This window comes from Thermosynechococcus sp., from assembly GCF_025999095.1.
Classification (GTDB): domain Bacteria; phylum Cyanobacteriota; class Cyanobacteriia; order Thermosynechococcales; family Thermosynechococcaceae; genus Thermosynechococcus.
On record NZ_AP024678.1, the window covers coordinates 84098 to 110937 of the forward strand.

23 protein-coding genes are annotated in these 26840 nt (G+C 53.9%); 8 read left to right on the plus strand and 15 right to left on the minus strand.

Annotation, left to right across the window (positions count from 1 at the left end; genetic code table 11):
- Positions 1 to 60 precede the first annotated feature (60 nt).
- Together Q0W94_RS00445 and Q0W94_RS00450 are read right to left on the minus strand one after the other, a co-directional pair.
- Positions 61 to 1257, minus strand: coding sequence for a Coenzyme F420 hydrogenase/dehydrogenase, beta subunit C-terminal domain (locus tag Q0W94_RS00445; protein WP_297759775.1), 1197 nt, complete (start codon positions 1255 to 1257; stop codon positions 61 to 63).
- Positions 1258 to 3456 carry a phosphoketolase gene (locus tag Q0W94_RS00450; protein WP_297759776.1) on the minus strand — a complete coding sequence of 733 codons (2199 nt, stop codon included), beginning with the start codon at positions 3454 to 3456 and terminating at the stop codon, positions 1258 to 1260. It lies immediately after the preceding gene.
- Between the two features lie 157 nt (positions 3457 to 3613).
- Between Q0W94_RS00450 and Q0W94_RS00455 the strand changes: the two genes are divergently transcribed.
- Both Q0W94_RS00455 and Q0W94_RS00460 read left to right on the plus strand, forming a co-directional pair.
- The gene (locus Q0W94_RS00455; RefSeq protein WP_297759778.1) at positions 3614 to 4945 is read left to right on the plus strand and encodes a cobyrinate a,c-diamide synthase; all 1332 of its coding nucleotides are present in this window, start codon (positions 3614 to 3616) and stop codon (positions 4943 to 4945) included.
- Positions 4946 to 5005: 60 nt separating this feature from the next.
- A complete protein-coding gene (locus Q0W94_RS00460; RefSeq protein WP_297759780.1) occupies positions 5006 to 6160 on the plus strand; it encodes a M23 family metallopeptidase in 1155 nt (384 codons plus the stop codon).
- On the opposite strand, the gene Q0W94_RS00465 is transcribed toward Q0W94_RS00460, so the two are convergent.
- From Q0W94_RS00465 to Q0W94_RS00475, 3 genes are all read right to left on the minus strand, one after another.
- Positions 6157 to 7884, minus strand: a complete 1728-nt coding sequence (locus tag Q0W94_RS00465) for a phosphodiester glycosidase family protein (protein WP_297759782.1) — start codon at positions 7882 to 7884, stop codon at positions 6157 to 6159. The genes Q0W94_RS00460 and Q0W94_RS00465 overlap by 4 nt on opposite strands.
- Positions 7885 to 7982: 98 nt before the next feature.
- Entirely contained in the window at positions 7983 to 10772 is a 2790-nt protein-coding gene (gene secA, locus Q0W94_RS00470; RefSeq protein WP_297759784.1) for a preprotein translocase subunit SecA, read from the minus strand.
- A gap of 78 nt (positions 10773 to 10850) precedes the next feature.
- Positions 10851 to 11162: a Mo-dependent nitrogenase C-terminal domain-containing protein gene (locus Q0W94_RS00475; protein ID WP_399371884.1), complete on the minus strand. Its 312-nt coding sequence runs from the start codon at positions 11160 to 11162 to the stop codon at positions 10851 to 10853.
- 262 nt (positions 11163 to 11424) lie between these two features.
- Here Q0W94_RS00475 and Q0W94_RS00480 point away from each other — a divergent pair, with 262 nt between their 5' ends.
- The 4 genes from Q0W94_RS00480 (at position 11425) to Q0W94_RS00495 (ending at position 16357) form a co-directional block, all read left to right on the plus strand.
- Positions 11425 to 12432 carry a radical SAM protein gene (locus tag Q0W94_RS00480; protein ID WP_297759788.1) on the plus strand — a complete coding sequence of 336 codons (1008 nt, stop codon included), beginning with the start codon at positions 11425 to 11427 and terminating at the stop codon, positions 12430 to 12432.
- The gene (locus Q0W94_RS00485; protein WP_297759790.1) at positions 12353 to 13717 is read left to right on the plus strand and encodes a glycosyltransferase family 2 protein; all 1365 of its coding nucleotides are present in this window, start codon (positions 12353 to 12355) and stop codon (positions 13715 to 13717) included. Before Q0W94_RS00480 ends, Q0W94_RS00485 begins: the two co-directional genes overlap by 80 nt.
- A 78-nt stretch (positions 13718 to 13795) precedes the next feature.
- Positions 13796 to 14848, plus strand: coding sequence for a PstS family phosphate ABC transporter substrate-binding protein (locus Q0W94_RS00490; RefSeq protein WP_297759792.1), 1053 nt, complete (start codon positions 13796 to 13798; stop codon positions 14846 to 14848).
- Positions 14849 to 14860: 12 nt separating this feature from the next.
- Positions 14861 to 16357, plus strand: coding sequence for a hypothetical protein (locus Q0W94_RS00495; RefSeq protein ID WP_297759794.1), 1497 nt, complete (start codon positions 14861 to 14863; stop codon positions 16355 to 16357).
- Between the two features lies 1 nt (position 16358).
- Here the strand turns inward: Q0W94_RS00495 and Q0W94_RS00500 are convergent, their stop codons facing one another.
- From Q0W94_RS00500 to Q0W94_RS00515, 5 genes are all read right to left on the minus strand, one after another.
- Positions 16359 to 17189, minus strand: coding sequence for a Tab2/Atab2 family RNA-binding protein (locus tag Q0W94_RS00500; RefSeq protein WP_297759796.1), 831 nt, complete (start codon positions 17187 to 17189; stop codon positions 16359 to 16361).
- 138 nt (positions 17190 to 17327) lie between these two features.
- Positions 17328 to 17633: an IS630 transposase-related protein gene (locus Q0W94_RS12315; RefSeq protein ID WP_399371889.1), complete on the minus strand. Its 306-nt coding sequence runs from the start codon at positions 17631 to 17633 to the stop codon at positions 17328 to 17330.
- Positions 17634 to 17825: 192 nt separating this feature from the next.
- A complete protein-coding gene (locus tag Q0W94_RS00505) occupies positions 17826 to 19964 on the minus strand; it encodes a bifunctional diguanylate cyclase/phosphodiesterase (RefSeq protein ID WP_297759798.1) in 2139 nt (712 codons plus the stop codon).
- Positions 19965 to 20081: 117 nt separating this feature from the next.
- Entirely contained in the window at positions 20082 to 20408 is a 327-nt protein-coding gene (locus Q0W94_RS00510; RefSeq protein ID WP_297759801.1) for a hypothetical protein, read from the minus strand.
- 786 nt (positions 20409 to 21194) lie between these two features.
- Entirely contained in the window at positions 21195 to 21326 is a 132-nt protein-coding gene (locus Q0W94_RS00515; RefSeq protein ID WP_297759803.1) for a hypothetical protein, read from the minus strand.
- 119 nt (positions 21327 to 21445) lie between these two features.
- Between Q0W94_RS00515 and nrdR the strand changes: the two genes are divergently transcribed.
- The gene (gene nrdR / locus Q0W94_RS00520) at positions 21446 to 21934 is read left to right on the plus strand and encodes a transcriptional regulator NrdR (protein ID WP_297759805.1); all 489 of its coding nucleotides are present in this window, start codon (positions 21446 to 21448) and stop codon (positions 21932 to 21934) included.
- Here nrdR and Q0W94_RS00525 read toward each other — a convergent pair.
- From Q0W94_RS00525 to Q0W94_RS00540, 4 genes are read right to left on the minus strand one after another with little or no spacing between them, the layout of a single operon-like run.
- Entirely contained in the window at positions 21931 to 23127 is a 1197-nt protein-coding gene (locus Q0W94_RS00525; RefSeq protein ID WP_297759807.1) for a GNAT family N-acetyltransferase, read from the minus strand. The genes nrdR and Q0W94_RS00525 overlap by 4 nt on opposite strands.
- A gap of 44 nt (positions 23128 to 23171) precedes the next feature.
- Positions 23172 to 24164 carry a pentapeptide repeat-containing protein gene (locus tag Q0W94_RS00530; RefSeq protein ID WP_297759808.1) on the minus strand — a complete coding sequence of 331 codons (993 nt, stop codon included), beginning with the start codon at positions 24162 to 24164 and terminating at the stop codon, positions 23172 to 23174.
- 50 nt (positions 24165 to 24214) lie between these two features.
- Positions 24215 to 24466: a hypothetical protein gene (locus tag Q0W94_RS00535; RefSeq protein ID WP_297759809.1), complete on the minus strand. Its 252-nt coding sequence runs from the start codon at positions 24464 to 24466 to the stop codon at positions 24215 to 24217.
- On the minus strand, positions 24459 to 24740 hold the full coding sequence (locus Q0W94_RS00540) for a helix-turn-helix transcriptional regulator (RefSeq protein ID WP_297759811.1): 282 nt from the start codon (positions 24738 to 24740) through the stop codon (positions 24459 to 24461). The genes Q0W94_RS00535 and Q0W94_RS00540 overlap by 8 nt, the downstream gene beginning before the upstream one ends.
- Before the next feature lie 44 nt (positions 24741 to 24784).
- On the opposite strand from Q0W94_RS00540, the gene Q0W94_RS00545 reads away from it, so the two are divergent.
- Complete coding sequence (locus tag Q0W94_RS00545; RefSeq protein WP_297759812.1) at positions 24785 to 26182, plus strand: aminotransferase class I/II-fold pyridoxal phosphate-dependent enzyme; 1398 nt, start codon at positions 24785 to 24787, stop codon at positions 26180 to 26182.
- Here Q0W94_RS00545 and Q0W94_RS00550 read toward each other — a convergent pair.
- Positions 26179 to 26796, minus strand: coding sequence for a DUF3727 domain-containing protein (locus Q0W94_RS00550; RefSeq protein ID WP_297759813.1), 618 nt, complete (start codon positions 26794 to 26796; stop codon positions 26179 to 26181). The genes Q0W94_RS00545 and Q0W94_RS00550 overlap by 4 nt on opposite strands.
- Positions 26797 to 26840: the final 44 nt, after the last annotated feature.

Consider the following 26840-nt stretch of genomic DNA (forward strand, 5'->3'; position numbering starts at 1 on the left):
CTAAACCTCTCTAGTGATAAGTCCAAATCTGGCTCCCTACAGGGGAGCTTTTTTATGGCATTACGGGGTGGGGAGTTGATACTGATCCACAATTTTTTTGGCAAAGGCGGGCACATGAGCGGCAAGTTTTTGGGGATAGTTGCGCCGCACATAGAGATAGTTGCGGGTGAAGTGCGAATCAATGGAAAAGCGGGCATATTCAAGCCCTTTGGGGCCAATACGCTCAATCACAAAACCCACCAGTTTGGCCGCCCACAGGGGCAGGGTCACGCCTTTATCGTAGGCAGGAATGCTTTGCTGCACCGCTGCGTGGCGATCGCCGGCACTCGTGACGGGCTGGATTTCCAATTGATCGCGCACCAGGTCAAGCATTTCTTGGCCAAGCGCATTGCGCACCACCAGCCACTGCCAACCCAAGGGGGCCCCCATATATCCCACCACCAAATCGGCAAGGCCATTGACGTAGTCAAAGCAACTCATGCAGGAGGGGGCAAAGACTTCCTTAAGCTGATTCGTCTTGAGACCAAAGAAGGGCACAGTTTCTGTGGTGCCGTCGCTGTGCTTGAAGTGTACGCGAAAGTCCTGCATGAACTCGTAGTAAATCACCGTAGCGGGCGATCGGCTGGTGGTTTCCAGGAATTTTTGCAGACCGGCACGGGTGACGTTATCCACGCAAGGGGTTCCCAACACATAGAGCTTCTCTAGCCCCAGTTTGTCCTGAACAGCTCGCAGGGCCTGAATTTGACAGCCAACGCCAATGACCAACAGCCGTTTGAGGCCGGCTTGTGCCACCTGCTCTAGTACCGAAAGATTGGGAGAGAGGGTGGGCTTGTTCACCCGCGCCGCCAAAATCTCCTCACGGGTGCGGGCAATCACCGGCTTGGGGGTAAAGCGATCGCTCTCGCTGTTTTGAACACAGACAACGCCCTCAACCCGTCCCGATTCCAACAGGGCAATGGCAATACTGCTGACGATGCCCGTCCACTGCGCCCCTGCAATGGGTTCTGTTTTGCGAGCTGCCATCATCTGCTGGTGAACACCAAAGTAGCACTCATCCCAGTTGTCAAGATCACGGGCACGGCCATGACTTTGCTGCTCTAGGGTCTCAAACTGTTGCTTGAGGAAGGCACAGGCCTCTTTGACATAGTGGATATAGTAGGTGTCGCACAGACCACACTCACTGCAGAGGGCCTTGGCGGGGCGGGGGCTACCGGGCTTGAGGGCGCGGGCTTTGTGATGGGCAGCAGTCATGGGCATCTACTTCAGCAATGAACGGGCGCGATCGCAAATGGCTTCTGGCGTCAGGCCATTGTAGGCCATCAGTTCGGCAGGGCTAGCTGTGGTTTCGCCGCGCTGCCAAGCCAGTAGATCGCGAGGACAAGTGGCACGCAGCAGAATGGGTTCCAAAAGGGCAGAAGCTCCCCCCGTTACCCCCAAGAGGGCATCGCCGCCAAAGAGACGCTCGAAGGTGGCCTCATCGGCAAAGCCGCCATCGGGTTCTGCGCAGGTTTGCCAAGCAACATCCCCAGGGCGGTAGAGGCGGCGGGGGTTAACTACCGAAACAATCCGCACTCGATAGCCCAACGCTTCCAATTGGGGTAGGGCATGATACACGGGTTGCAAAATCATATCCCCCAGCACCGCTAGCACTAAGGTTCGTCCCCCTTGGGTGGATTCATAGAGGGTGAGTGCCCCCTCATCAAGGGCCTGTTCCGTTTGCGCAAAGGTGGTGCGCACCGGCAGTGGCGTTTTACTGGCAAAGATGGCAATTCCCTTGTTTTGGGTATTCAGTGCCCAGCGGTAGCACACTTGAATGCTATTGGCATCGGGCGGAAAGAGGACAAAGATATTGCCATTGCGCAACAAAGCGCCGTAGTAGGCTTCGATTTCCGGGCGTTGATGCGTCCAACCATTCCGTCCCTGCTCAAGGGCACCGGCGGTAAAGAGAGTAACCGTCGAAGGGGTGGGACGGCGCAGTTCTGCCATCGCTTGGGTGACCGTTTGCCAAATGGGGAGACCATTAATGGCAAAGGATTCGTAGGAGCACCAAAGACTCCGGCTGCCCATCAAACATAATCCCGCCGCTAGGCCCGCGCAGGCATCCTCGCTCAGGGGTTCGTATACTTGGCCATTGGGCACTTGGTTGTAGAGGGGATCCGTTGTTGGGTGGATGATCTTCAGGGCTTGGTTGATGTTGCCAATCCCAGAAGCCTCATTGCCATCGGCATTGGTGACGAGGTAGCGGCGATCGCGCTGCCCCACTTCTGCCACTATGCGCCCCATAGCGGTTGTGGCCACTTTGCTTTCCCCCAAGGCATAGGCCTCAAGGGCAATCTCCCCCAAGGGAGGTAAGTCCAAGACCTGCTCGGTCACCACCACCTCTGCCGCTGGTCCGCCAGCCGCTGCCACACAGTTTTGACGCACCAGTTCCCAGGCGGCAGGAGAAAGGGCACGGGCTTTGAGGGCACTGACAATATCGGGGTTGTCGAGGGTGTGCTGGGCGTAAAGGTTATGGGATTTTGCCCCCTTGGCATGAACACCTGCCCCCTTCAGTTGCTTGAGGATAAACACTGTCAACTTCCCAGAGAGGGCCGATCGCGCTGCCTCTTGCATCCCCTTCAGGACCGCCTGCACAAAGGCCAAGCGCTGCCCAAAGGAAAACTGAGTGCTATCGACGTAGTCCCCCTCTTGACCGCTGTCGTCAAAGTCCTTGGCATCCACCAGCACCACCTCTTGGAAACCATTGCCGTGCCAGTAGGCCATCATTTCTGGATTGGTTTTCAGAGAAACCATGCTGTGGTGCTCCTGGCTAAAGCCATTCCAAACCAGAACAGGTAGGAAATTGGTAACCTCTGGGAAAGCGGTGTGGAAGTGGGCCATGCTGCTCATGACGTAGGGCTCCCCTAGGCCGCCATCCCCTAAGGTGAAGGGAAAGAGGGTCTGGCGGTGTAGCCAAGCAGCGGCCATAGCAAAGTGCTGCCCCTGTCCCAGGGGGCCGGCAGGCGCCAGAATCCCCGGAATATAGCCGGAGAGGTGGCCAAGCAGACCATGTTTTTCGCGGAAGCGATCGCGCAGGTCCTGAACCGTATAAATGCCCATTTTCTCTAGGGAGCGATCCAAGAACAGGGCAGCATAAAAGCCCGGCGCATGGTGCCCCACTTCCGTGATGATATTTTTGTGCCCCAACATCACGAGGGCAGCATAGGCTTCTGCTTGACTGGCAAAGCCGCCAGGATGACCCGAGGCCTTACTGCCGGTCATCTGTAAGATTAAATAGCGGAGGGCATCGGCGTAGAGGAGCGTTTGATAGGCTGCTTCCGTAGCCTCCAGATCCGTAAGGGCTGGCTGTTGGGTACTCAGGAGTGGCCTTTGACCATAGCGATCCCAGTCTGGCCAATCATGGCCAAAATACTGAATGCCTTCACAGAAACTGGGGACTGAAGTTACCGCTGTCATAGACCCTGACCCAACTCTTGAGTGCACGCTTAGTCTCCTATCTTACAGGGGTGGGGAGTTCCCCTGAGGGCAGTTGATCAGGGAATATCCCCGAAATAACGGTGTTGGAGTGGATTGCAGGCATAGTATTGATTTTTTTTGGGGGAAGGGATTAACAATGGCGTTGGTGATAGCAGGCGATCGCAGCGGCGTGGGGAAAACCACGGTTGCCCTAGCATTAAACGCGGCTCTAACTGCACGGGGGCAGCGGGTACAAACCTTTAAGGTGGGCCCTGACTACATTGATCCCCTGTTTCACACGGCTATCAGTGGCCGACCTTGCCGTAACCTCGATGTGATCTTGACCAGTCCTGACTATGTCTGCGCCTGCGTCGGCTATCACAGTCAGGGGATGGATGCGGTGCTCATTGAGGGGGTGATGGGGCTATTTGATGGCCGGGGAGGGAGCCATGAGGGCAGTACGGCACACATTGCCCAACTTTTGCAGGCACCTATCCTCCTGGTCTTAGATGTCCAAAAACAGGCAGCATCGGTGGCGGCAGTGGTCTATGGCTTTTGCCACTATGATCCATCGCTGCAGATTGCTGGTGTGGTCTTGAATCGGGTGGCCAGCGATCGCCACCGGCAACTGTTAGAAGCCGCCCTTGCCCCCCTGGGGGTGCCTATTGTTGGCGTCCTCTATCGCGATCAGGCCTTGGCCCTCCCCAGTCGGCACCTCGGCTTAGTGCCACCCCAGGAATCCCGCGAGTTTCAAGCCTTGGGCGATCGCCTTGCCCACTTAGGTAACACCTGCTTTAACTGGGAGCAATTGACGCCTCTTCTTGCGCCTGAGTTCTCTGCCCCCTCTCCTTTGCCCTCTTCTGTCACTCCTTTCTCCTCACCGCTGCACATTGGTATTGCTCAAGACAGTGCGTTTCACTTCTACTACGCCGATACCCTTGACCTGTTGCAGCAGTTAGGGGCAACACTCATCCCTGTCTCTCCCCTCAAAGATGCAAAGCTGCCAACCCCGCTCCATGGACTGCTCCTGGGGGGTGGCTTTCCAGAAGTGTTTGCAGCGGAGCTGGCGGCGAACCACCCCTTCCTTGGGGCTTTGCGGCAGGCGATTCAAGGGGGCCTAGCCCTCTATGCCGAGTGTGGGGGTCTCATGTATCTATGCCAAAGCCTCCGCACCCTAGAGGGAGAGGACTATCCCTTGGTGGGACACTTGCCGGTGGTTGCCGAGATGGGGAACAGGCTCACCTTGGGCTATCGCCAAACCACAGTGCTGCAAACAACGGTGTGTGTGCAAGTGGGGGAAACGGTGCAGGGGCATGAGTTTCACTATTCCCGTCTGAGTCAGCCATCGCCAAGGCCCCTGTGGCAGTTGAATGGGGCCCCGGAGGGGTGGGGTAATCCCCGACTGCATGCCAGTTATTTACATCTCCATTGGGGCGGCCATCCCCAGTGGGCAATGCGCTTTCTCCAGCAGGCAGCAAGGGTTGGATAATGCGACTCACGGCAACGTAATTTTTGCAGGTATTTTTTAAGGTGTGGTTGGGGAAGGTCAATGCCAAAGCAATACCGCTATGGGCTCTACCTTTGCCTTGGGCTGCTAGTGGTGCTCAGGGTCACTCTGGCGGCTTGGGCAACGGTCCCTTCCCAGAACCTGGAGTATTGGCAGCAGGTGATCCAACAACACCAGCAGCACCAGCAGGCAGTAGGTCAGCAGCGTCAACAACTAGAACGCCTTGAGGCAGCGGCGAGCGATCGCCTGGAGAGTTTAGAAAGCAATGTGGATACAACAACACAACAGATAGTGGCGGCCAGCGATCGCCTGCAAGCGGCAGAAAACCTGCTCAAGGAGCTCAAGGAGCAGCAACAGGTTCTGAGTCGCCGCTACAGGGCCAGTGTTGCCGTGATTAGCGATCGCCTGCGGCGGCTACAACGCTACCGTGAGATTCCCCAGTGGGCCATGCTCTTTGAAGCAGAGACCCTGAATGACTGGCTGACGCAGCAGGGGCGCCTGCGTCAGGTGTACGAGCGCGATCGCCAGCACTTGACTGCCTTGGTTCGCGATCGCCAGCGACTTCAGCAGCAGGAGCGGCAAATCCAAGTACAACAGCGATTTATTCAAGCCCTACGTCAGCAGTTGCAGCAGCAGCAGGCTATCTATGCACGGGAGGCCGAAAGTCAACGCCAACTGATTGCCCGTCTGCGGAGCGATCGCCAGGCCCTTGCCGCCATTGAAGCCCAACTGGCCCGTGACAGCGTTGCCATTCAGCAACTCATTCGCCAGCGCCTCGGCTATGTCCCCAGGGGCGCTCCACCCCTGCCCCGCAGTGGCCGTCTTGCTTACCCCATTCAAGCACCGCTGACCAGTCCCTTTGGTTGGCGGATTCATCCCATCTTGGGCAGGCAGCGGTTCCATGCTGGTGTGGACTTTGGTGCTGATTTTGGCACCCCCATCTTTGCTGCGGCAGCGGGCACCGTGATCTTTGCCGGTTGGTCAGGGGGCTACGGGCAAACCGTGATCTTAGATCATGGCGGCGGGATGACGACGCTCTATGCCCATGCCCAGCGCCTCTTGGTTCAGGAGGGACAGCTGGTGCAGCAGGGGCAGCCCATTGCTGAAGTGGGCTCCACCGGCCTTTCCACGGGACCACATTTGCACTTTGAAGTGCGCCTGAACGGTGAACCCACCGATCCATTGGCCTATCTCTAGGGGGTTGGCTGCCAAAACAGACCAATGGCGTTGTTGATTCGTGTTGTTGTGACCGAGTGGCGATCGACTAAAACACCCCCAAGGTAGAGGGCAGTTGAACTGCCACCATCCAAATTTACCGCATTGATCAGGCCCAACTGTTGCAAAATTTGTGCCCATTCTGCGAGGGTAGGCCCCATACCACCTATACGATTGTGGGCGGTCACCCAGACAAGGCTGCCATCGCGGCGATTGCCCATGGCACTGCGGGGGGCAGCCTGGGCATCCAAGCCTGCCCCAAATTGCTCTAGGGCTGCATTCAAAACCACACGTCCCTGCTCTAGCAACAGGGGGCCTGCACCAATAATATGGGGCATGGCATTGAAGGCAGCGGGTATAGCCCTTGTCTCCAGTTGGACCGGGGTGCCTGGGGGCAAGTTAGCTAAGGCCCCATGGAAGTGGCGCGCCACCAGCAGAAAGCCATCCTCAGGAATGGGAACGCCTTGATTGTGGTTAATGGGTTGTTGCCCCACCACCACCTGATTGCGCACCGTAATCACGACGTCATTGCTCGTTTTCCCTTGGTAGCTCGCGCCCCAACTGGGGGTATAGAGGGCAAGACCTGCTTGAACATAGCCCGAATTGAATGTGACAATGGGCACCGTGCCAGTCGGCGTCCTCACCCGCTGCTGCAAACTGAGGCGACCCACAACAATCTGGCCGCGATCGTCCCAGCCAATGGCCCCGCGATTGAGAATCGGGCCGGAAAGCCAGTTACCCTCACTGCGAATTGCCCCTAAGGGAGCTTGGCGATCGCGATTAAAGAACCCGGCATTAATGGCTGCGGCTGCTTGCCAGCGTTGCGCCAATTCAGGCAGTGTCGCCAACCCCACTAATGTTGTGGGTGTCACCCCTAGAGGGCGCAGATGCAACCCCGGTTGTTGGGGATTGATGATGAGCAGATCCACAGGGAACTGACGAGTGCCCAGGAGGACCGTTTGCTGTTGCCAGCGCAGTCCCGGCGCCCATTGAATTGTGCGGGGAGGTGGCGCATCACTGCGAAAATCAATCACCAGACGCGGTGGATTGAGCAGCATTGAGGCCACTGGGCGAACTGTGCCGGGAATTTGGGTCTCCAATACTGTGCGATCCGGGGTAGCCGTAACTTTGACATTGGGGAGCGTGGCCAATTCTCCTGTGGCTTCAATCGTGAGACTGAGATCCCGCGGCGTCAAAGCGGTGCGGCTAAAGGTGAGGCGATTGATCTGCCAGGGGGTGGGGCGGTCCAATTCAAAGACCCAGCGATCGCCCCAAGGTTGTCGTCCCTGCCACCAACCGAGAATGCGGGCTGGGGGTGTGCTGATCTGGAGCGTATTGCCTTGGGGTTGCACTCGCCACTGGTGTTGCTCAATCCAGGGCGTAATGTCTAGGTAACGATACATGCCATTGGCGCTAAAGCGCACAGCCAAAGGACTAAATTGCTGCTGAAACCATGCCACCGGCTGCTGAAAGGGATCCGTGGTATCGCCAAGGAGAACACCAAAGCGCTGGGCCAGACCCCCGTCACTAACGCCGGTGCGCAGTTGATTTTGGGCATCGCGCCACTGCTGCCAAGCCACCGGGTAGTCGCGGCCATTGAGGTTCAGGCGATCGCCCTGACTCTCTTGGGCCAGGGTAATGTTTGCGCTGGCGATCGCCACCGTCAGTGCGTTCCCAAAAACTAAATAAGCTGAGCGTGCAAGCACCCTGGAAGCACCCCCCCTACTGAGACTACGCCAGTATAGTTGACGCCGCCGCCTTAAAGATGGCTCCAATGGGCAGACTGGGTTTTGGGGAAACGGGACTACCCCTGATCTGAGGATGAGGAGACCTGCTCTGGGGGCGGTGCCACTTGGGGCTGGAATTGAAAGAGGGAGTACACGACATTGCGGCGAATCATGACCATCATGTCCAAGAACAGCTCATAGCCCTCCCGTTTATACTCCACTAGGGGATCCTCTTGACCATAGCCCCGTAGGCCGACGGACTCCCGCAGGGCATCCATCTGTTGCAGGTGCTCCCGCCACAGCAGGTCAATTTGCTGCAGAATAAAGAACCGTTCTGCCTGCCGCATCAAGCCCGGTTGAATGGCCTCAATTTGCGCTTCCTTTTGCTCATAGGCAGTGCGCACTTGCTCATGCAAAAAGGCCTGCATCTCCGGTACGCTTAGGTGCGCCAGATGCTCAGGGCGCAGGTCCGCAAGTAAATGCACAAATTCCTGCACCTTGGCTACTAAACCTTCCAAATCCCATTCTTCCGGCGGTAGATCGGGATTGACATAGGCGGCAATAATGTCATCCATGGTTTTTTCGGCGTACTCTAGCACCCGATCCTTGAGGTCTTCCCCTTCGAGGACTCGCCGCCGCTCAGCATAGATGGCGCGCCGCTGGTTATTCATCACCTCGTCGTATTCAAAAACTTGCTTGCGGATGTCGTAGTAGTAGGTTTCCACCTTGCGCTGGGCATTTTCCAGACTGCGTGTCAACAGTGGCGACTCGATTGGCATATCTTCATCAATGCGCATGGCATTCATGATACTGGCAATGCGATCGCCCCCAAAAATTCGCAGCAGGTTATCCTCCAAGCTTAGGAAAAAGCGCGTTGATCCGGGGTCGCCTTGACGTCCGGCCCGTCCCCGCAACTGATTATCAATCCGCCGCGATTCATGGCGTTCTGTACCAATCACGTGCAAACCACCGAGGGCCACTACCTCTTCGTGTTCTTTCTTGGTCACCACCTCATATTCTTCGCGGATGCGGTTAAAGGCATCCCGCAGGGCTTGAATCACCGGGTCTTGGGTCGGTGCTTTTTCAGAGGCAATGGCCAGCATGTCTTCTGCTTGCAACTCCGGCAGACTGCGCTCCCCATAGGTTTTGACGGCCACCTCCACCGCATGGCGCAGCAGCTTTTCGGCCTCCTTGCTAATTTCGCAGGGGAAAAGTCCTGGTGAAGCCTTCCAATTTTTCTGCGCCCCCTGACTGAATCCTTGACCACCGCCGCGATCCATTTTTAGTCCCAACAGCATCATCGGGTCATCACTGGGGGGCATGACAATGCGGGGCATAAAATACTCCCGCACCTTGAGGCGAGCCATGTAGTCGGCATTCCCACCCAGAATAATGTCGGTACCTCGGCCTGCCATGTTGGTGGAAATGGTCACTGCTCCCTTGCGTCCGGCTTGGGCAATAATCTCTGCCTCCCGCTCCACATTTTCGGGCTTGGCATTCAAAAGGTTATGGGGAATTTCCAACTCCCGCAGCAGTTGGGACAAAAGCTCTGACTTTTCAACACTGGTGGTTCCCACCAGCACTGGCCGACCCGTAGCGTGCACCTCAGCACATTCAGAGGCCACTGCCAGCCATTTAGCCCGCTCGGTTTTATAGACCACATCGGGAAAGTCTCGCCGCTGACTGGGGCGATTGGTGGGCACCACCGTCACTTCTAGCTTGTAAATTTTCTCGAATTCCGCCTCTTCGGTTTTGGCGGTACCCGTCATCCCCGCCAACTTAGGATAAAGGAGAAAGAGATTTTGGTAGGTAATTGTGGCGAGGGTTTGGGACTCATTTTGAATTTCCAGGCCTTCTTTGGCTTCGATCGCCTGATGCAAGCCATCACTCCAGCGGCGACCCACCATGACCCGTCCAGTGAATTCATCCACAATCACCACCTCACCATTGCGGACAATGTAGTTCACATCCCGCTGGAAGAGTTCCTTGGCCTTGATGGCATTAAAGATGTAGTGCGCCCAGGGGTCTTGGGGGTCATAGAGATCGCTCACCCCCAGTAACTTCTCCGCCTCAATAAACCCCTCATCCGTCATCAGCACATTGCGAGCTTTTTCATCCACCTCATAGTGCTCGTCTTTTTTCAGGAGCTGAGCGACCTCAGCCGCCTTGAAGTACTTCTCGGTGGGACGCTCCACTTGACCCGAAATAATCAACGGGGTGCGGGCCTCGTCAATGAGGACCGAATCCACCTCGTCAATAATGCAGTAGTTGAAGGGACGCTGCACTACCTCGGCCATGGACGTGGCCATGTTATCGCGCAAATAGTCAAAGCCAATTTCACTGTTGGTGGCGTAGGTAATGTCACAGGCATAGCTTCTTTGCCGCTCTTGGGGTGCCATTTGCTGCTGAATTAGCCCAACCGTCAGACCCAAAAAGCGATGCACCTGCCCCATCCACTCGGCATCCCGGCGTGCCAGATAGTCGTTGACCGTAACAATGTGTACCCCCTTACCCGTGAGGGCGTTCAGGTAGGCCGGCAGGGTGGCCACGAGGGTTTTGCCTTCGCCGGTTTTCATTTCGGCAATCTGGCCGTCGTGGAGAATCATGCCACCGATGAGCTGGACATCAAAATGGCGCATCCCCAGTACCCGTCGTGAGGCTTCGCGCACCACAGCAAAGGCCTCTGGCAGCAAATCATCCAGGGTCTCGCCATTGTCGAGTCGCTGCCGAAACTCAGCCGTTTTCGCCTGTAGCTCACTATCGCTCAGGGGCTGAATTTGCTCCTCCAGCAGGTTGATCTCGACCACAAGGGGTTGATACTTCTTAACCTTGCGCTGATTGGGATCGCCAAATAGGGCTTTCAGCATGCAACGGGCACCATGGATACAAAGCTATATACTTTACATCCTATAGCAACTGCCTGTTCCTCGCTGCCAACACGTAGCCTAGACGTATTGACTGATGTCCTCTTGGCAGACATCGCTGAGGTAGGTCAGGGCGCGAAACCGCAGCATCACCACCTCCTCATAAAAGGGATTGAGTTTACACAAGGGGGGAATGGTAATGACTGGCCGACCAAAGAGGGAGAGGGTGCGGGCAAAGGGACATTGGGCAGGAATCCAGCGACAAATGCGGTGGGCGATCGCCGGCGTGGTAATTGGATAAGTCATTAGCCATTGGCGAATTTTGGTCATTAAAGAAGTGGGCATGCGTTGGCTAAGGAGTTGATTCATGGGGCTATCCTCACAATTGCGCATACCCTCACGGTAAGATATAACCTATGTAAATAGCAATGTGCTTTTAATATAAAAAATTTTTATCAATAATAAGCATTGCTAAACTGGCAGCAGGTTCAGGTGAGCAATGGCCCTCCTTCAGCTCAGCAGAGTGCTAAACTGTTCATCAATTCAAACTCCGATGAAGTTTTGTCTAGAAATCTTTCAATTGCTTGCATAAACTCATTTGCTATTTTTGCCCATTCCTCTTGGCCTTGCTGAAATTTCCTAAGGAAGATACTCAATGAGTCCACTGGTTGCTAACTACTACCTGACTTACCGCTGTAATGCCCGCTGCCATTTCTGTGACATTTGGGCGCTGGAACCGGGCAAAGAAGCTGATTTTAGCACTATCCAAACCAATCTCCGCGACTTGAAGCGCTTGGGGGTGAAATATGTGGACTTTACAGGGGGCGAACCGCTGCTGCGTGCCGATGCCCCAGCCATCTACCGCGAGGCCAAGCGTCTTGGTTTCATGACCAGCATGACCACAAATACGATTCTCTATCCCCGTCGTGCCAAGGAAATTCAGGGGGTGGTGGATTTCTTGAATTTTTCCCTCGATGGACCGGATGCTGCCACCCACGATCAGTCGCGGGGCGTGAAAATTTTTGACACGCTGGTGGAATCGGTCAAAATTGCCCTTGAGCTGGGTGAATATCCCGTGCTGAACCACACCGTGACAGCCCAGAACTATGAGCGAATTGGGGAAGTCGCTGAATTTGCCCAAAGTTTAGGAGTACGGGTTTGGCTCAACCCTGCCTTTACTGCCCACGAACACTACAACGACAAAAAGAACCCCACTCCCGAAATTGCCAACAGCATTGAACAAACAGCGAAGAAGTATAACAATGTTGGTTACAATAAGGCAGCACTAGCCCTCATTCGCGCTGGGGGAAACAGGACTCACAATCCCCGTTGTAAGGCGGTGGATGCTGTGATTGCCATCTCCCCCAATGATGAGTTGCTGCTGCCGTGTTACCACTTTGCGCAGCAGGGAGTCCCCATCAATGGTCGCCTGTACGAACTGTACAAGTCCTCCGAGGTGGTAGAGGAGTATCGCCGCTCCCAAGGCCGACTCCCCGTCTGCGAAGGCTGCACAGTGTGGTGTTATCTCATTCCCAGCTTCTTTAAGGGACTGGATAAGTACTGGTTTCTCAATCAGGTGACCTATGCCGGAGAATTCCTGGCCCGAAAACAGTTTCTACAACGAAGCCGACCCCTTCGACGAACTCCTGTCGGAGTGGGTTGATGACCCAGAGAGTCCTCCATTACAACCGCGTTCTGAGGGTCGCCGTCGCAAGGCTTTCCTAGTGCTATCTCTAATTTGGGGTAGCACGATCGCCATTCACCTGATTGTTGGTGGTATCTGGCTCATCTATGTCCTAACCCTCTTGATGAGTTTACAAACCCTGCGCTACTGGCGCGCCAAACCCCAAAGTCTGCCAGCGTCAGAGACAGCCGAAAGTGTGCCGCCGATGGTGTCGTTGGTGGTGGCTGCCAAAAATGAAGAGGCGGTGATTGGTCGCCTGGTGAAAAACCTCTGCCGCTTGGATTATCCCCACTACGAAGTGTGGATCATTGATGACAACAGCAGCGATCGCACCCCCGATATTTTGAGCGAACTACAAAAGCAGTATCCTCATCTCAAAGTGCTGCGGCGGCTGCCAGGGGCAGGGGGTGGCAAATCCGGGGCTCTCAATCAAGTCCTACCCCTGACACGGGGAGAAATTATTGGCGTCTTTGACGCCGATGCCACGGTACCCCCAGATCTCCTGCAGGAGGTGGTCAACCGCTTTCAGGTGGCCAGTGTCGGCGCCGTCCAAGTGCGCAAAGCGATCAGTAATGCCGACATGAATTGGCTGACCCAAGGTCAAGCGGTCGAGATGATTCTCGATGCCTACTATCAACAGCAGCGAGTTGCCTGTGGCGGCATGGGAGAACTGCGGGGCAATGGCCAATTTGTGCGGCGGCAAGCCCTAGAGCGCTGTGGGGGCTGGAATGAGGAAACCATTACTGACGATCTAGATCTCAGTCTGAAGCTGCATCTCCACGGCTGGCAGATTGACGTGCTGATGAATCCAGCGGTCCAGGAAGAGGGTGTGACCACACTGCTGGCACTGTGGCACCAACGCAATCGCTGGAGCGAGGGCGGCTACCAAAGCTATCTCGACTACTGGCAGCCCTTGCTGCGCAATCGCCTTGGCTGGCAAAAAAGCTGGGATGTGTTTTGCTGGTTTTTGATTAAATATGCTATTCCTACGGCGACCATTCCCGATCTGCTGATGGCCCTGCTGCGCCACCGCCCGCCGGTACTAGTGCCCTTGACAACACTAAGCTTGACGATTTCGATGGTGGGGATGCTGCGGGGTATTCCTCAGGCTCAATCGGTGGGGGTGTGGCAACTGTTTTGGCAGAGCCTACGGGGAACCCTATACATGTTCCACTGGTTGCCAGTGGTGAGTACAACCACCTTGCGGATGGCCCTACGGGCAAAACGTCTGCGGTGGGTGAAAACGGTGCACCATGGCCCCTAAGGGAAAAACCTGCTGCCTCAGGATCTCAGGAGCAACCACTTTAAGCTAGTCTAGGGGCAGATTTTTACGGGTTCTGCCATGTCTCGCAATAGTAACTTGCTCCCGTTGCTCTTCTCCCTTGTCTTGACCTGTAGCCTGCTGGGGGTGGGGGCAGTGCTTGTCCTGCGGCTCCTAGGCTATCAAAATCCCCTAGAACAAGTCACTGGCGGGTTGTCTACTTCGCCGGCAGAAAAAACACCAGAGAGGTCGGGCGCCAATTTCAGTGATGTCAGTAATGTTCCCAGTGGGACGTTTCAGTACGGAGGCAGTACCACGTGGGCGCCGATTCGCCGCGATGTCGATCCTTTAATTCAAGCGGCTTGGCCAAATTTTCGTCTGCGCTACACGGATCCAGTAACCGGTACACCGGGATCGGGCAGTGGTATTCGCATGTTACTGAACAATCAAATTGCCTTTGCCCAGTCCTCACGCCCTTTGAATAACCAGGAGCGGCAGCAGGCGCAGAGTCAGGGTATCAAGCTCGTTGAATTGCCGGTGGCGATCGATGGCCTCGCGATCGCCGTCAATCCAACCCTCAAGATTCCCGGCTTAACAGTCCAGCAGGTGGTTGATATTTACACCGGTAAACTCAGGAACTGGAGTCAAGTGGGGGGGCCGAATCTGACCATTACCCCTTTTTCACGACGCTTGGAAGATGGCGGTACCGTGGAATTTTTTGTCCAAGAGGTCTTGGGCGGGCAGCAACTGAGCACTAATGTCGTTATGGTACGAGATACCACGGATGCACTGCGGCGCTTGGGGACGACCGTGGGCGGAATTTACTACGCATCGGCACCGGAAATTGTTGGTCAGTGCAGTGTGCGACCCTTGCCCTTGGGGCGTCAGCCGAATCAGTACGTTCCTCCTTACCAAGAACCCTACGTGGATTCCTCCCAGTGTCCACAGCGGCGGAACACGCTAAATTATCAAGGATTTCAGGACGGCACCTATCCGGTTACCCGTCGCCTGTTTGTCATTGCTAAGGATGACAATAGCCTCGATGCCCAAGCCGGGCGTGCCTATGCGGCTCTGCTGTTGACCGACCAAGGACAGGCAATCATTGAAAAAGTCGGCTATGTCCGCCTGCGTTAGGGGAGGGCTGTGTTGGATAAGCCCCTGAATCGAACCTATGAGCGGGTAATGGCGGCGATCGCCAGCCTCAACTTGGCGTTGGTGCTTTTTGATCTCACCTATATTCCGCTGCGGGACTTTTGGCTGTTGGGAAAAGTCCGCATTCCCCTAATTCAGCGGGTGATTTATCTCCCCCAACCGTTGCCGATTACCCACCTTTATGACCCCATCAAAGGCATTCAACCCCACCGAGTAACGCAGCAGTACATCAACACCGTCAACCAACTACGGCACACCATTACCACTGAAGGGGTGGATGCCCCAGCAACTCAAGCGCTTTTGACGCAGTTGCAACAGCAGAGTAAAACCATGGTGGACACCAACCCCTTTGCTCTGGCCGATAAGACCGGCATCCTTGAGCAGATTAAGAATCGCATGCGGCAGCGGGTCTTTGGCAGTCGGGATGCCTCCTCCAAGGAAGCCTTTGAGCGCTTTTGGAGTTCGGAGTACATCAATGAACGGGACTGGCGGAGCAACCTGAATTGGTTTGAGAAGCACATCACTCCCCTAATAGCGACCAACTATTGGCGCGCCTATGGCGAGGATGGGGACTTTCTGAATCGGTTTAGCGTTTTGGATCTTCCCTTTAATCTCCTCTTCTTTGTTGAGTTCTTGGGTCGCACGTTTTGGCTGAGTCGGCAGTACCCTGGTTATCGCTGGCGAGATGCCATGCTATGGCGCTGGTACGATGCCCTCCTCTTTTTTCCCTTTTGGTGGTTGGCACCGACGTGGGCATGGCTGCGGGTAATTCCCGTCATGATTCGCCTCGATCAAGCGGGTCTGATCTGCCTTGATACCCTGGAGCGGCAGCTATCCCAGGGCTTGGTGGGGGCGATCGCTACCGATATTTCAGAGGTGGTTGTCCTGCAAGTGCTGACGCAACTGCAAAAGGCCATTCGCCGCGGGCAGTTTAGCCACTGGCTTCCCCGTGCCTCTGGCTTACAGGTCAATAGCGTCAATCGCAGGGTGGATGACATTGATGAATTGGGGGAACTGGCGGCCTTGGTGGTTCAAGTGATCCTCCAGCGTGTCGTGCCCCAACTGCGGCCAGAAGTGGAAGCATTAGTGGCCTACAGTGTGGATCAAGTCCTACGGCAAGCACCCCCCTATCGGCGATTGCTCGAGAGTCCGACCCTAGGGGCCTTACCCCTGCAGTGGCGCCAATCCCTTGCCAAGGAGATGAGCGATCGCCTCTTTCTGCTGTTGGAGCAAGCAAGCAAAAACCAAGACAATCCACCCCGCGAAGGCGCTTTGCTGGTGAGTCAACTAGCGCAAAAATTTGGCCAAACCCTGAGTGCTGAACTCCAAGAGGAACAGGTGGGCAAGGTGATCCAAGACCTGTTGGTGGTATGGCTAGAGGAACTAAAAATTAACTTTGTGCGCCAGACCCACCTTGAAGGCATTGAAACAGTTCTAGAGGAAACTCGCACCCTTCAGGAACGTTTGGCGCAGAATAGACTTAAACCCTAGGCTATTCAAGGGCTTGCAGTAGCCACAGAGCAGTGTAGGTCGTGTCCTTGGGAGTGGGCTGAATGAGCAGAAAGTGCAAGCCTTGGCTTTGGTGCAGGCGATCGCGAAACACCTCTCCCGCTTGCATAATTTCCGAATCCTGAAACGTTAAAAACACCCAGCGATCGCGCAATCCACTGTGCAGGAGAACGCCACAGGGCTGCCCCGGTACAAACTCTAGGCGATAGGGCACTTGCTCTTGGAACCAGCGAGCCAGCTTCAAGGATTTGCGACCCCCATAGAGAATAATTCCCGGAATCAGGGTGTCTGCCGCCAAGTCTAGGGACTCCGGCAGCATCTCTCTTTCAAAGGCCAGAATCCGTAAAGGGTACTGCATCAGTTGCTGCAAATCGGGGGGCGCGATCGCTGCAAACTGCCAAGATTCCCCCCAAATATCATCCGGCAAGGGCAGGGGCGGGAGCTGCTCAATGGCCAAGGGATCGTAGGCTTCACCCGTGTAGGTTTTCAGGCTTGGGTATTCCTGAGCGCGTTGGCACAGGTAGTGCTTCAGAGCAGGAGTGCGGCGGGTGGGCTCTAGGGGGATGTTGAGTTGTCGGCAGGCTCCTTCCACTAGCCCTAAACTTTCGGGGCGAAAGACCTTGACTCGCTCCGGCAAGGGCTGACCACAACGGTTGAATTCTGTGGCAACCCAGGGACTACTCACCAGTGGTTCAGGACAAAAAGTCGTGTAGTAAAAATTTTCTTCAGGATCACAAATCACAAGTTCCCACAGATCAAGACCACTGGGGGTACGCAAAGGCCGACGGTAAAGGTCAACTTGCCAAAGGGACATCGAGGGAATAGATGAGCAAAAGAGGTGATAGCCTTTTTCAGACTGAATACGGTCTATATTTATTCTCGTTCTTTTTCTCTGATTTGTTAGAGCTATTTCAATCAAAAATGAGAAACTATCTAGGACAATCCTTGCAAATCACCTCCGCAATAGAACCTTTGGACCCTGCATACATCCGCTGTCGCTCTTCCACAGGGCGTTCTTGGTAGGGCATCTGTTTTTTCGGGTGATGGCCAGCCGGCCGAGGGCGGAACTTATTGTGGAAATTTGTACCCCAAATTGCTGGGCACGGTCGATTAAAGGATCCTCGGGATGGGGAGCAACGTCTGGCCCTAAGGTCTGCCAATCCAGTTTCCCTTGACACAGGTCTGGCTCGCGATCGCGCTGTTTCCCTGCTGCAAACTTAGGGCTTAGATCAGCCCAAGGATAAACTGCTAAAAACAATGGTCATGGCTTTGGTGGAGACTTTCTTTAAAATTGATTGCCTTTAGTGTCAAAACGCCCCGTGATTTACTGTATTTCGCCGCCCCAATTCTGATGATTGCCATCAGCCCATAGTTGATGTACCGCGTCAGTTCCGAAACCCATCCCTAGGGAGTCGGGTTTGCAATGAAGTTGTCTTTCTAGGTTGTCTTTCTAGGGGGTGTGAATCTGCGCTAATAGGGCAGCCACCTGCTCAGTAGTGAGGGGTCGCGAGAAATAATAGCCTTGGACATAGTCACAGCCGAGTTCCCGCAGTCGCGTCACTTGATAGGGATGCTCCACCCCTTCGGCCACCACTTCCAACGCCAATCCCTTGGCAAGGCTAACAATGGCATCAACCACGAGGGGTCTTTGGTCGGTTTCCGTGATGAGCTTCACAAAGCTGCGATCAACTTTGAGGATGTCGATGGGCAGATGGGTCAAATAGGACAGAGAGGAATAGCCCGTGCCAAAGTCATCAAGACTCAGCTTGATTCCCTGGGCCTTCAGTTGGCATAATGTCTGCCGCACCTGATCTGGCTGATCAATCCCCACACTTTCGGTCATTTCCAGGTGCAGGCAATGGGGAGGAATCTGGGTCTGTTCCAAAGCAGCCAACACTTGCTCGACTAGAGCAGGGTGCATGACTTGCCGATTGGATAAATTCACGTTCACGGATAACTCACACTGGGGAAATTGCTCGTGCCAGTACTGGAGATCACGACAGGCACGCCAGATCACCCAGTCCCCAATGGGCAGAATCAATCCCGTTTCCTCCGCAAGGGGAATGAAACGATCGGGCAGGAGTAAGCCTTGAGTGGGATGCTGCCAGCGAATCAAGGCTTCAAAGCCGTAGAGAGCATTGTCCCTCAGGCGGTAGATGGGCTGGTAAAAGAGAGTAAATTCGTCCCGCTCAATGGCTTGGCGCAACCCGATTTCTAGGGAGAGGCGATCGCGCGCCATCAAATGCATGTCTTCACTAAAGACTTGATAGCGATTTCCCCCCGCCAGCTTGGCACGATACATGGCAATATCGGCATTGCGCAAATAGTTTTCTGCCTTCTCAATGGAGGCCAATCGCGTGGCCACGCCAATACTCACCCTGAGTGCGATCGGCTGATCATTCACTACAAAGGGTTTATTCAGTTCACTGAGAATGCGATCGCAAACCCCCAAAGGATCGGTGTTGTCACTAATGTCATCCAGCAAAATCACAAACTCATCGCCCCCAATACGAGCCACCGTGTCATCGGCGCGGACAATGCGGGTGAGACGATTGGCCAATTCAATCAAAATCAAGTCGCCACAACTGTGGCCAAGGCTGTCGTTAATGACCTTAAAGCGATCAATATCAATAAACAAAATTGCAAACTTGTAATCGGAACGACGACGAGCATGGCGAGTCGCCTGTTCAATGCGGTCAAAGAGAAGCGTGCGATTGGCTAACCCCGTCAGCGAATCATGGAGGGCATCATAAAGCAACTGGGCTTCGGCAAGGCGATGTTCCGTCAAATCGGTCAGAGAACCCGCAACCCGTCTGGCATTGCCATGGGCATCCCGCAGCACCAGCCCCCGTGCCAAAGCCCAACGATAGGCACCATTGCGATGTAGAATGCGAAACTCTTGGTGGAAATGGGGGGTTTGGCCGCGGATATGGAGCATTAAATTCAACTTCACCCGTTCCACATCTTGGGGGTGAATGCGCTTGAACCAATCATCAATGTGATTGCCAATTTCGTCATGCTGATAGCCAAGAATATTTTTCCAGCGGGCGGAATAAAATGTCTCATTGGTGGTCAAATTCCAGTCCCAAATACCATCATTGATGCTACGGGTCAGGAGCGTATAGCGATCGCTGGTTTCCAGGAGCGCCGCCTGAGTTAACTTCATATCGGTAATGTTGTAGCCACAGATTAAACCTGCCCCATTCGGAAAGCGCACAAAAGCCCAAATCATCTCTAAAACTTGACCATCGGCACCATGGACAGGTACCTCCTGCCAGCCGTTGGGAGGATGAATCATCCAATAACGCATCTGCCGCTGGGTTTCTAGATCGGGAAAGCACTGACTCAAAAAATCCCCTGTGATCAAATCCCCTGTATCCCAGCCCAACTGGGTCGTCACCTCTTGGTTAAGGGAATGAATGTGTCCCTCATTGTCATAGAAGAGAACGAGCAGCGGTAAACGGGCACAAACACCCCGCAGTAAGTCATAGGGATCAGTACCTAGCGGGAAATCAAATCCATGGCCTGTTTGACCATTCACCATTGGCCACCGTAATTGAAAAGATAAAGGTGAGTCATCCTGCTCCATGGAAATATCCTAGCTTAAATGCTCAACAAACCAAAAACTGGCTCTCCTAGACAGCAAGACTCCTCGGTCTCTTTGAAAATCTTGATGTGCAGGCAAAAAACTTTTATCTTCTGCTGGCTAGCCGGTCATAGATACTGATCCCATGTGGGGTAACGTGTATTTTAATCCCAGAATCCAGAAAATCTGCTGGGCAACTGCCTCATATTGCTCCGTGGAGAGCAGGTCTTTTTTCTGGTGCAAAACAATCAGTCTAGCCAACTGTTCCGTGACTGTTGCCAATTGCTCTGTATCGGGATAGAGACTCTCAAGGACGGCATGGAAATCGGCCTCGGCATTGGCCACTAGCCCTGCTCCTTCGTAGATGACAGGCTTAAGAAATGGCTGATACTGCCGCAACAACCGCCGCAGGTGGTAGATCATTGAGATCGACAGTGTACAAGTCATAAGCTAGGACCTTACATCTTATCAGGTTAGCGGGGAGAGCAAAACTGCCTATTACTCTCGTTGTGCTAGTAAAAATTAGACTATGAAAAAAAGGTCATTTTTGTTATCTAGATTACAAACTACCCAAGTCATTTCAACTTTTTTGCATCCTAAGATTGTGCTCAGGAGAGTAATTTTCTCGATGAATGAACTTTGATAGCTCGCTAATACTCATAGCCTAGGCAACCTCCCTAATTTTTGCTAACAGAGTTTGGTTTTGCGGGAGTACTGATTCTTCTTTTTTTTAGAGATTTAAGTTTTAATTAATTTTTGTGTCGGTATTTTAATGCATATTGATTAGTCATCCTTTTGATCCTGAAATCATTCATTGAGTGATCAATTTTGAGATATTGAATCCTGTCTTGAAATTGACGGTTATTCATTGTTTTTCCTCCAAAAAAACTTAATTTTTGAGAATCCGGCCAACGAGCCCCATCAGTCTAGAAAAGCTTTTTCGCTCTAGAGACTGTCTATAAATGATTCTAAAACTTGGATCACTGATTCTTCGAGGTTTCGTGATCTTTTTTTTAATTTTTAATAACTTAACAATTGAATAGTTAAGCCTTATTTAAGCTTCTCAGAATTTGTCCTGACAAAATCATGCCGTCACAGGCAGACTTTGGCGCAGCAAATCCTCGACAGCAAAGGATGCTGAGATATTTATCTTTTTTCTATTTACAATGAAAAACAAAAATTTTTAGATTTTACGCTGTACCTATCGCAAGTGATCTTGTTTTTTAAGGAATCCTAGTGTGCAAAAAAGCCGACGATCAGCAGCGGAATAAAGAGACTCAGGGCAGCAATGAGCAGTAAATTTTCAGGTTCGACGTTAATGATCGTGGGTTGATTGCGTTTCTTTTGGGGGTTTGGATTGGTCATGGCAGGATACCCAAGGGATACCCCTAGCCTAGCAAACACTGTCGCAGCTCTGACAAAGGTTAGTGAGTGAAAAGAATCCGCTATGATACTCTACAGGTGCCTGAATCAGCGGGATCCCTATGCAGTGTCCCTATTGCCACCATACAGATAGTCGTGTTCTAGAGTCTCGATCGGCAGAAGGGGGGCAAAGTATTCGGCGGCGGCGCGAGTGCCTAGCCTGTGGTCGTCGCTTTACCACCTATGAGCGGATTGAGTTTGTGCCCATTACGGTCATTAAGCGCAATGGCGATCGCGAGTCCTTCGATCGCTCGAAATTGCTGCGGGGCATTATGACCGCCTGTGGTAAAACCAACATTCCCCAACAAAAAATTGAAGCCCTTGTGGATGATATTGAGGCGGATTTGCAGTTGCGATCGCGCCGCGAAGTCACCAGCGCCGAATTGGGGGAAGCAACCCTACAACGACTGCGCCACCTGAGTGAAGTCGCCTATGTCCGCTTTGCTTCGGTCTATCGCCAATTCCAGGGCATTAGTGATTTTGTTGCTGAACTTGCCCATCTCCAAGAGACTTCTGACTCGCCAGAGCTGCTGACAGCCTCCCAGCCTTAGTGCTGCTTCATCGGTAAATCGGCATTAATTGTATCAATCAGCCTTTGCTCCTCGTCATTGATCTGGTCAATGTAGTGGTCAAAAATTGCCGCTAAACGTGGTTCATAGAAACGGTGCAGGCTGTAGTTGGGAGTCGCTGGAAAACCCCGCCGTTTTTTATGGCGTCCACCGGCGCCAGGATCAAAGCGCTGAATCCCTTGGGCGATCGCCCACTCAATGGGTTCGTAGTAGCAGGCACTAAAGTGCAGGCAATCAATTTCACGGGTACAGCCCCAATAGCGACCGTAGAGATTGGTTCCCTTGGTAATGCAAAAGGACATGGCAATGGGACGCTGACCACCGTTGTTGGGATAGGCGGCAAAAAGCACCACGCGATGGCGATAGCGATCGCTCAGGCCTTCAAAAAACTGCCGCGTCAGATATTTGCTGCCCCACCAGCCAAATTTGTCGCAAGTATCAGCATAGAAATCGTACATCTGTTGCAACAGGCTACGGCTGACCTCCTGCCCCCGATGAACCCGAAACGTGAGATCCGCTTGAGCCACGGCCTTGCGCTCTCGCTTGATGTTGCGGCGTTGGTTGGCATTGAAGTCCGCTAGGTAGTCGTCGAAGGTCTGATAGTTGCGATTTTGCCAAATGTAACTGTGGTGGAGCCAAGCGCGATAACCGTAGGCCTCGGCAGCGGGCTGCCATTGGGGATCGACATAGAGAAAGTGGCAACTGGAAAAGCGGTGGCGCTGACAAAGGCGATCAATTTCATGGAGCATCACCTTGGTCATCATGGCCACATCCACCCCCTCCGCCATCAGAAAGCGATAGCCCACCGCCGGTGTAAAGGGCGCCATCCCCAGCAGCTTTGGATAATAGCGAATACCCAACCGCGCGGCTAACTCTGCCCACTGGTGATCAAAGACAAATTCCCCTTGACTATGACCTTTGACATACAGAGGCGCGGCGGCCACCAGTTGCCGCTGACCCTGGCGATCGCGCCAAACCAGCAAATGCTGGGGGAGCCAACCGGTTTGGGGCGTTGCACTGCCGGAGGCTTCAATTTGATGCAGCCATTCCCATTCCAAGAAGGGGGTTTCGAGGGGCAACGCCAAAGCATCCCACTGGTCTTGGGGAACGCTGGCGATCGCATTCACCCACTGAATGATTAGCTCTGGTGCCAGTGCTGCTGCAAACTCTACCATGCTTTTGAGGGGAACTGCTTCTGTGTTGTACTATAGCAACCCCCCTAGAGAAAGATACTGCCATCGGGCATGAGGGCCTCTGCCAAACACGCCTCCAACAACACAGCACTGCTGAGATCAGCACGCATTAGGTTGGCTTGGCGTAAATTGGCACCCTTGAGATTCGTGCGGGCGAGGTAGGCATCAATCAGGCGAGCTTCCTGCAAATCGGCCCCCGTCAAATCGGTACGCCGCAAATCCGCTTTGTTCAAAACCGCTTCCCGCAAATTCACCCCTTGAGCTTGGGCATCATCGAGCCGCGCCTCTGAGAGAATTGCCTGACGCAAATCCGCTTGATTGAGAATTGCTCCCCGCAAATCCGCTTGGAGGAGCCGTGACTGCTGCAAATTGCTCCCCACCAAATTCGCCTTAGAGAGAATGGCACGGGTGAGAATCGCCCCTTGAAGATTGGCATTTTCCAAGTTGGCTTGGACAAGGTTGGCAGCATTCAGGTTAGCTTCCTTGAGATTGGCCCCCTTGAGGTTCACCCGCGATAGATCTGTCCCTGACAAATTCGTTCCTTGGAGATCCACCTGGTGCAGATCTGCCCCCACCAGACTTGCCCCCTCCTGATAGTTCTCTTTGCGCAAGTTGGCGCTGCGCAAACAGGAGCCCGCCAAAACCGCATGGCTTAAACTGACCTGTCGCAAATCACTACTAAGGAAGTTACAGTCGCGAAAAGCCGCTAAGGTGAGATCTGCCCCCTGGAAATTGGCGCGATCGAACACGCAACCATGACATTGAGCATCGCGAAAATGACTGTCATTAAAAATCGCTTGGGTAAAGTTGCATCCCTCCAACCGGGCACCCGTGAACAGGGCATAGCTAAAGTCAGCACGGCCAAAATGACAAAACTGAAAGTGTACCCCCTGTAAACTTGCACCCCGCAGATCAATGCCGATTAAATCGGCGTCCACAAGACTAATGCCCGCCAAATTCACACTTTGAAAATTGGTTTGGCCCTCGGCATAGCGAGCGAGAAACTCTTCGGGTTGCATCGTCAGTCTATAGTAGGGAGCACCACGGGGTTTCTAAAAAATCCCGATCGCTAACATTGCCAGCCGCCGTGCTGAAGGCCGTAGTGCTCCAGAATCTCCTCATATCGTGCTTGAGTCCCGGGGTCAAGGGTGGGGAGCACAGCCACGGCAATGCCCTCAATTTGACTCAATTCGTAGTCAAAGTGGGAACAGGTTTGGGGCAACAGCCGCACAGAAACCCCATCGAGTAACTGCAAGTGGGCAGCCAGCTCACGATAGACGGCCAACGGCATTTGCCGATTGTAGTACACACGTTCACTCATGGGGCTGGGTAGGGGGGGTGGGCAGAGCACAACAATTCACATCATTCAAGCAAACTTTACCCCACGCTAAAGCCCAGCGCACAAGTGCCACCCGATTCTCTGATTTTGTTTTCATCAGAATATTACTGATGTGGTTATCTACCGTGCGCTTGCTGATGTCTAATTTGGCAGCAATATCTTGGTTGGTTAACCCCGCCGCCACAAGTTCCAACACCTGTAGCTCACGCTCCGACAGCAGTGAATATTCCAACCGATCGTTTTGCGGTATAGACATCCCTAAATCCGTATAATTACTTAGAAGCCTAACATTAATTGTAGTTGACGACTTCTCTCCTTGCTGCTCTTTTAGCCCAAAACCACACAATTCCCTTGCACACCCCCGGTCATCAACGGGGTCGAGGCATGGAGCCACTGTTGCGTGCCCTTTGGGGAACGGCCTTAGCCCAAGACTTGAGTGAGTTGCCCGGCCTTGATAATTTGGCTCAACCCACAGGGGTCCTGGCAGAGGTACAGGCGGCAGTGGCAGCGACAATGGGGAGCGATCGCGCCTGGTTTCTCGTCAATGGGGCAACCGCTGGCCTTTTGGCCGCCCTTTTGGCAGCAGTTGGTCCGGGCGATCGCGTTCTCGTGGGTCGCAATGTCCACCGCTCAGTGATTGCGGGACTGGTGTTAGCGGGGGCAAAGCCTGTTTATTTGGGAGTTGGGGTTGATCCGCAGTGGGGGCTGCCATTACCAGTCACTCGTGATGTGGTTGCCGCTGGTTTGGCTGCCTATCCGGATACTAAGGCCGTGGTGCTTGTCAGTCCCACCTATGAAGGCCTCTGCTCGCCCTTGCTAGAGATTGCCCAGTCTGTCCATAGCCACGGTGTGCCGCTCATTGTCGATGAAGCCCACGGCAGCCATTTTGCCTATCATCCAGCCTTTCCCGTTGCCGCTTTGGCCGCAGGCGCGGATGTGGTGGTGCAGTCGTGGCACAAAACCCTCGGAACGTTAACCCAAACGGCAGTGCTGCATCTGAAGGGAGAGCGGGTATCTGCTGAACGCTTGAGTCAGGCCCTCAACCTAGTGCAAACCACCAGTCCTAGCTATTGGTTGCTGGCAGCCCTTGAGCGAGCAGGAGTGCAAATGGCTCAGCAGGGAGAGCAAATCTATGGGCGACTTCTGCAGTGGGTCAAGACCTCTGAATGGCCATTGCCGCGATGGCAGCCCACGGGCATTCCCCAGGATCCGCTGCGATTGACCCTAGGGACTTGGCCGATAGGTCTGACCGGGTTTGCCCTCGATGAGCTGCTGCAACCGCAGATCATTGCTGAATTTCCCAGTGGGCGATCGCTGACCTTTTGCCTTGGCCTTGGTACCACGCAAACAATGCTAGAAACCTTAAGCGATCGCCTGAAAAGTGTTTACAGCCAATACCGCCACAATGCCCCGCTGCCGCCCCTGGCCATGCCATCCCTCCCCAGCTTCAAAGAACCGATCCTCTCACCACGGGAGGCCTACTTTTGCCCACAGAGAGCGGTTCCCCTGAGGGCGGCCCTCAATGAGATTAGCGCCGAAACAATCGCCCCCTACCCACCCGGGATTCCCACTGTCATCGCTGGCGAACGATTCACTGAATCAGTGATTGCAGCGTTGCAAACCCTGCAAGAAGTCGGGGCAGAGATTGTGGGGGCCACCGATCCTACGCTGCACACCCTAAGAGTTTGCAAGGTCTAGTCCTCCCAGTCCTCCTGTTCCAGCAAATGGGTCACCAAATGCTGCTCCAAGAGGGGTTGCAAGTGTTCAAAGTCTTGGGGAGAAAGCAGTTCAGGCTCTTGACCAGGAACCAGGCGAGCCACATAAAGGGTAGGACTCAGGGGCGTATAAACACTGTATTCCCGTGTCCCATAAAAGAAGCTACTACCGAGGGGTTGATACTCCTCGATGCCATCATCGGCTTCTACCTCAACCGTGAGAATTTCATCTTCATCTAGGTCTGGCAGTTCGCCTACTACGGTGAGGGTGAGTGCGGTGCGCTTGAGGGTGAGGTTTTGTTCTGCAAGGATGGCACGGGCTGTATCAAAGACTTCATCAATTTCCTCCTCCTCTAGGGGCACCAAGGTTTCTTCCTCGTCGTTTTCAGCCACGACCGCAAAAATTTCTACGGGGTAGTCCACCGGGCGCAGCAGCGCATAGGTTTCCCCTTGCACATTCAGACGAAACTCAATGTAGCAGTCGAGGAAGCGACCCGCATCATCGTAGAGGCGGAGCTGCTCCATTTCCTCTTCGAAGTCTTCCTCTTCCCAAGGCTGCTCATTACTGTTTTGCTGGTTTTGATAGTTTGAGCCCATGCTGCTTCGGTAAAAAGATTCCTATGGCATTGGAGCATACCATG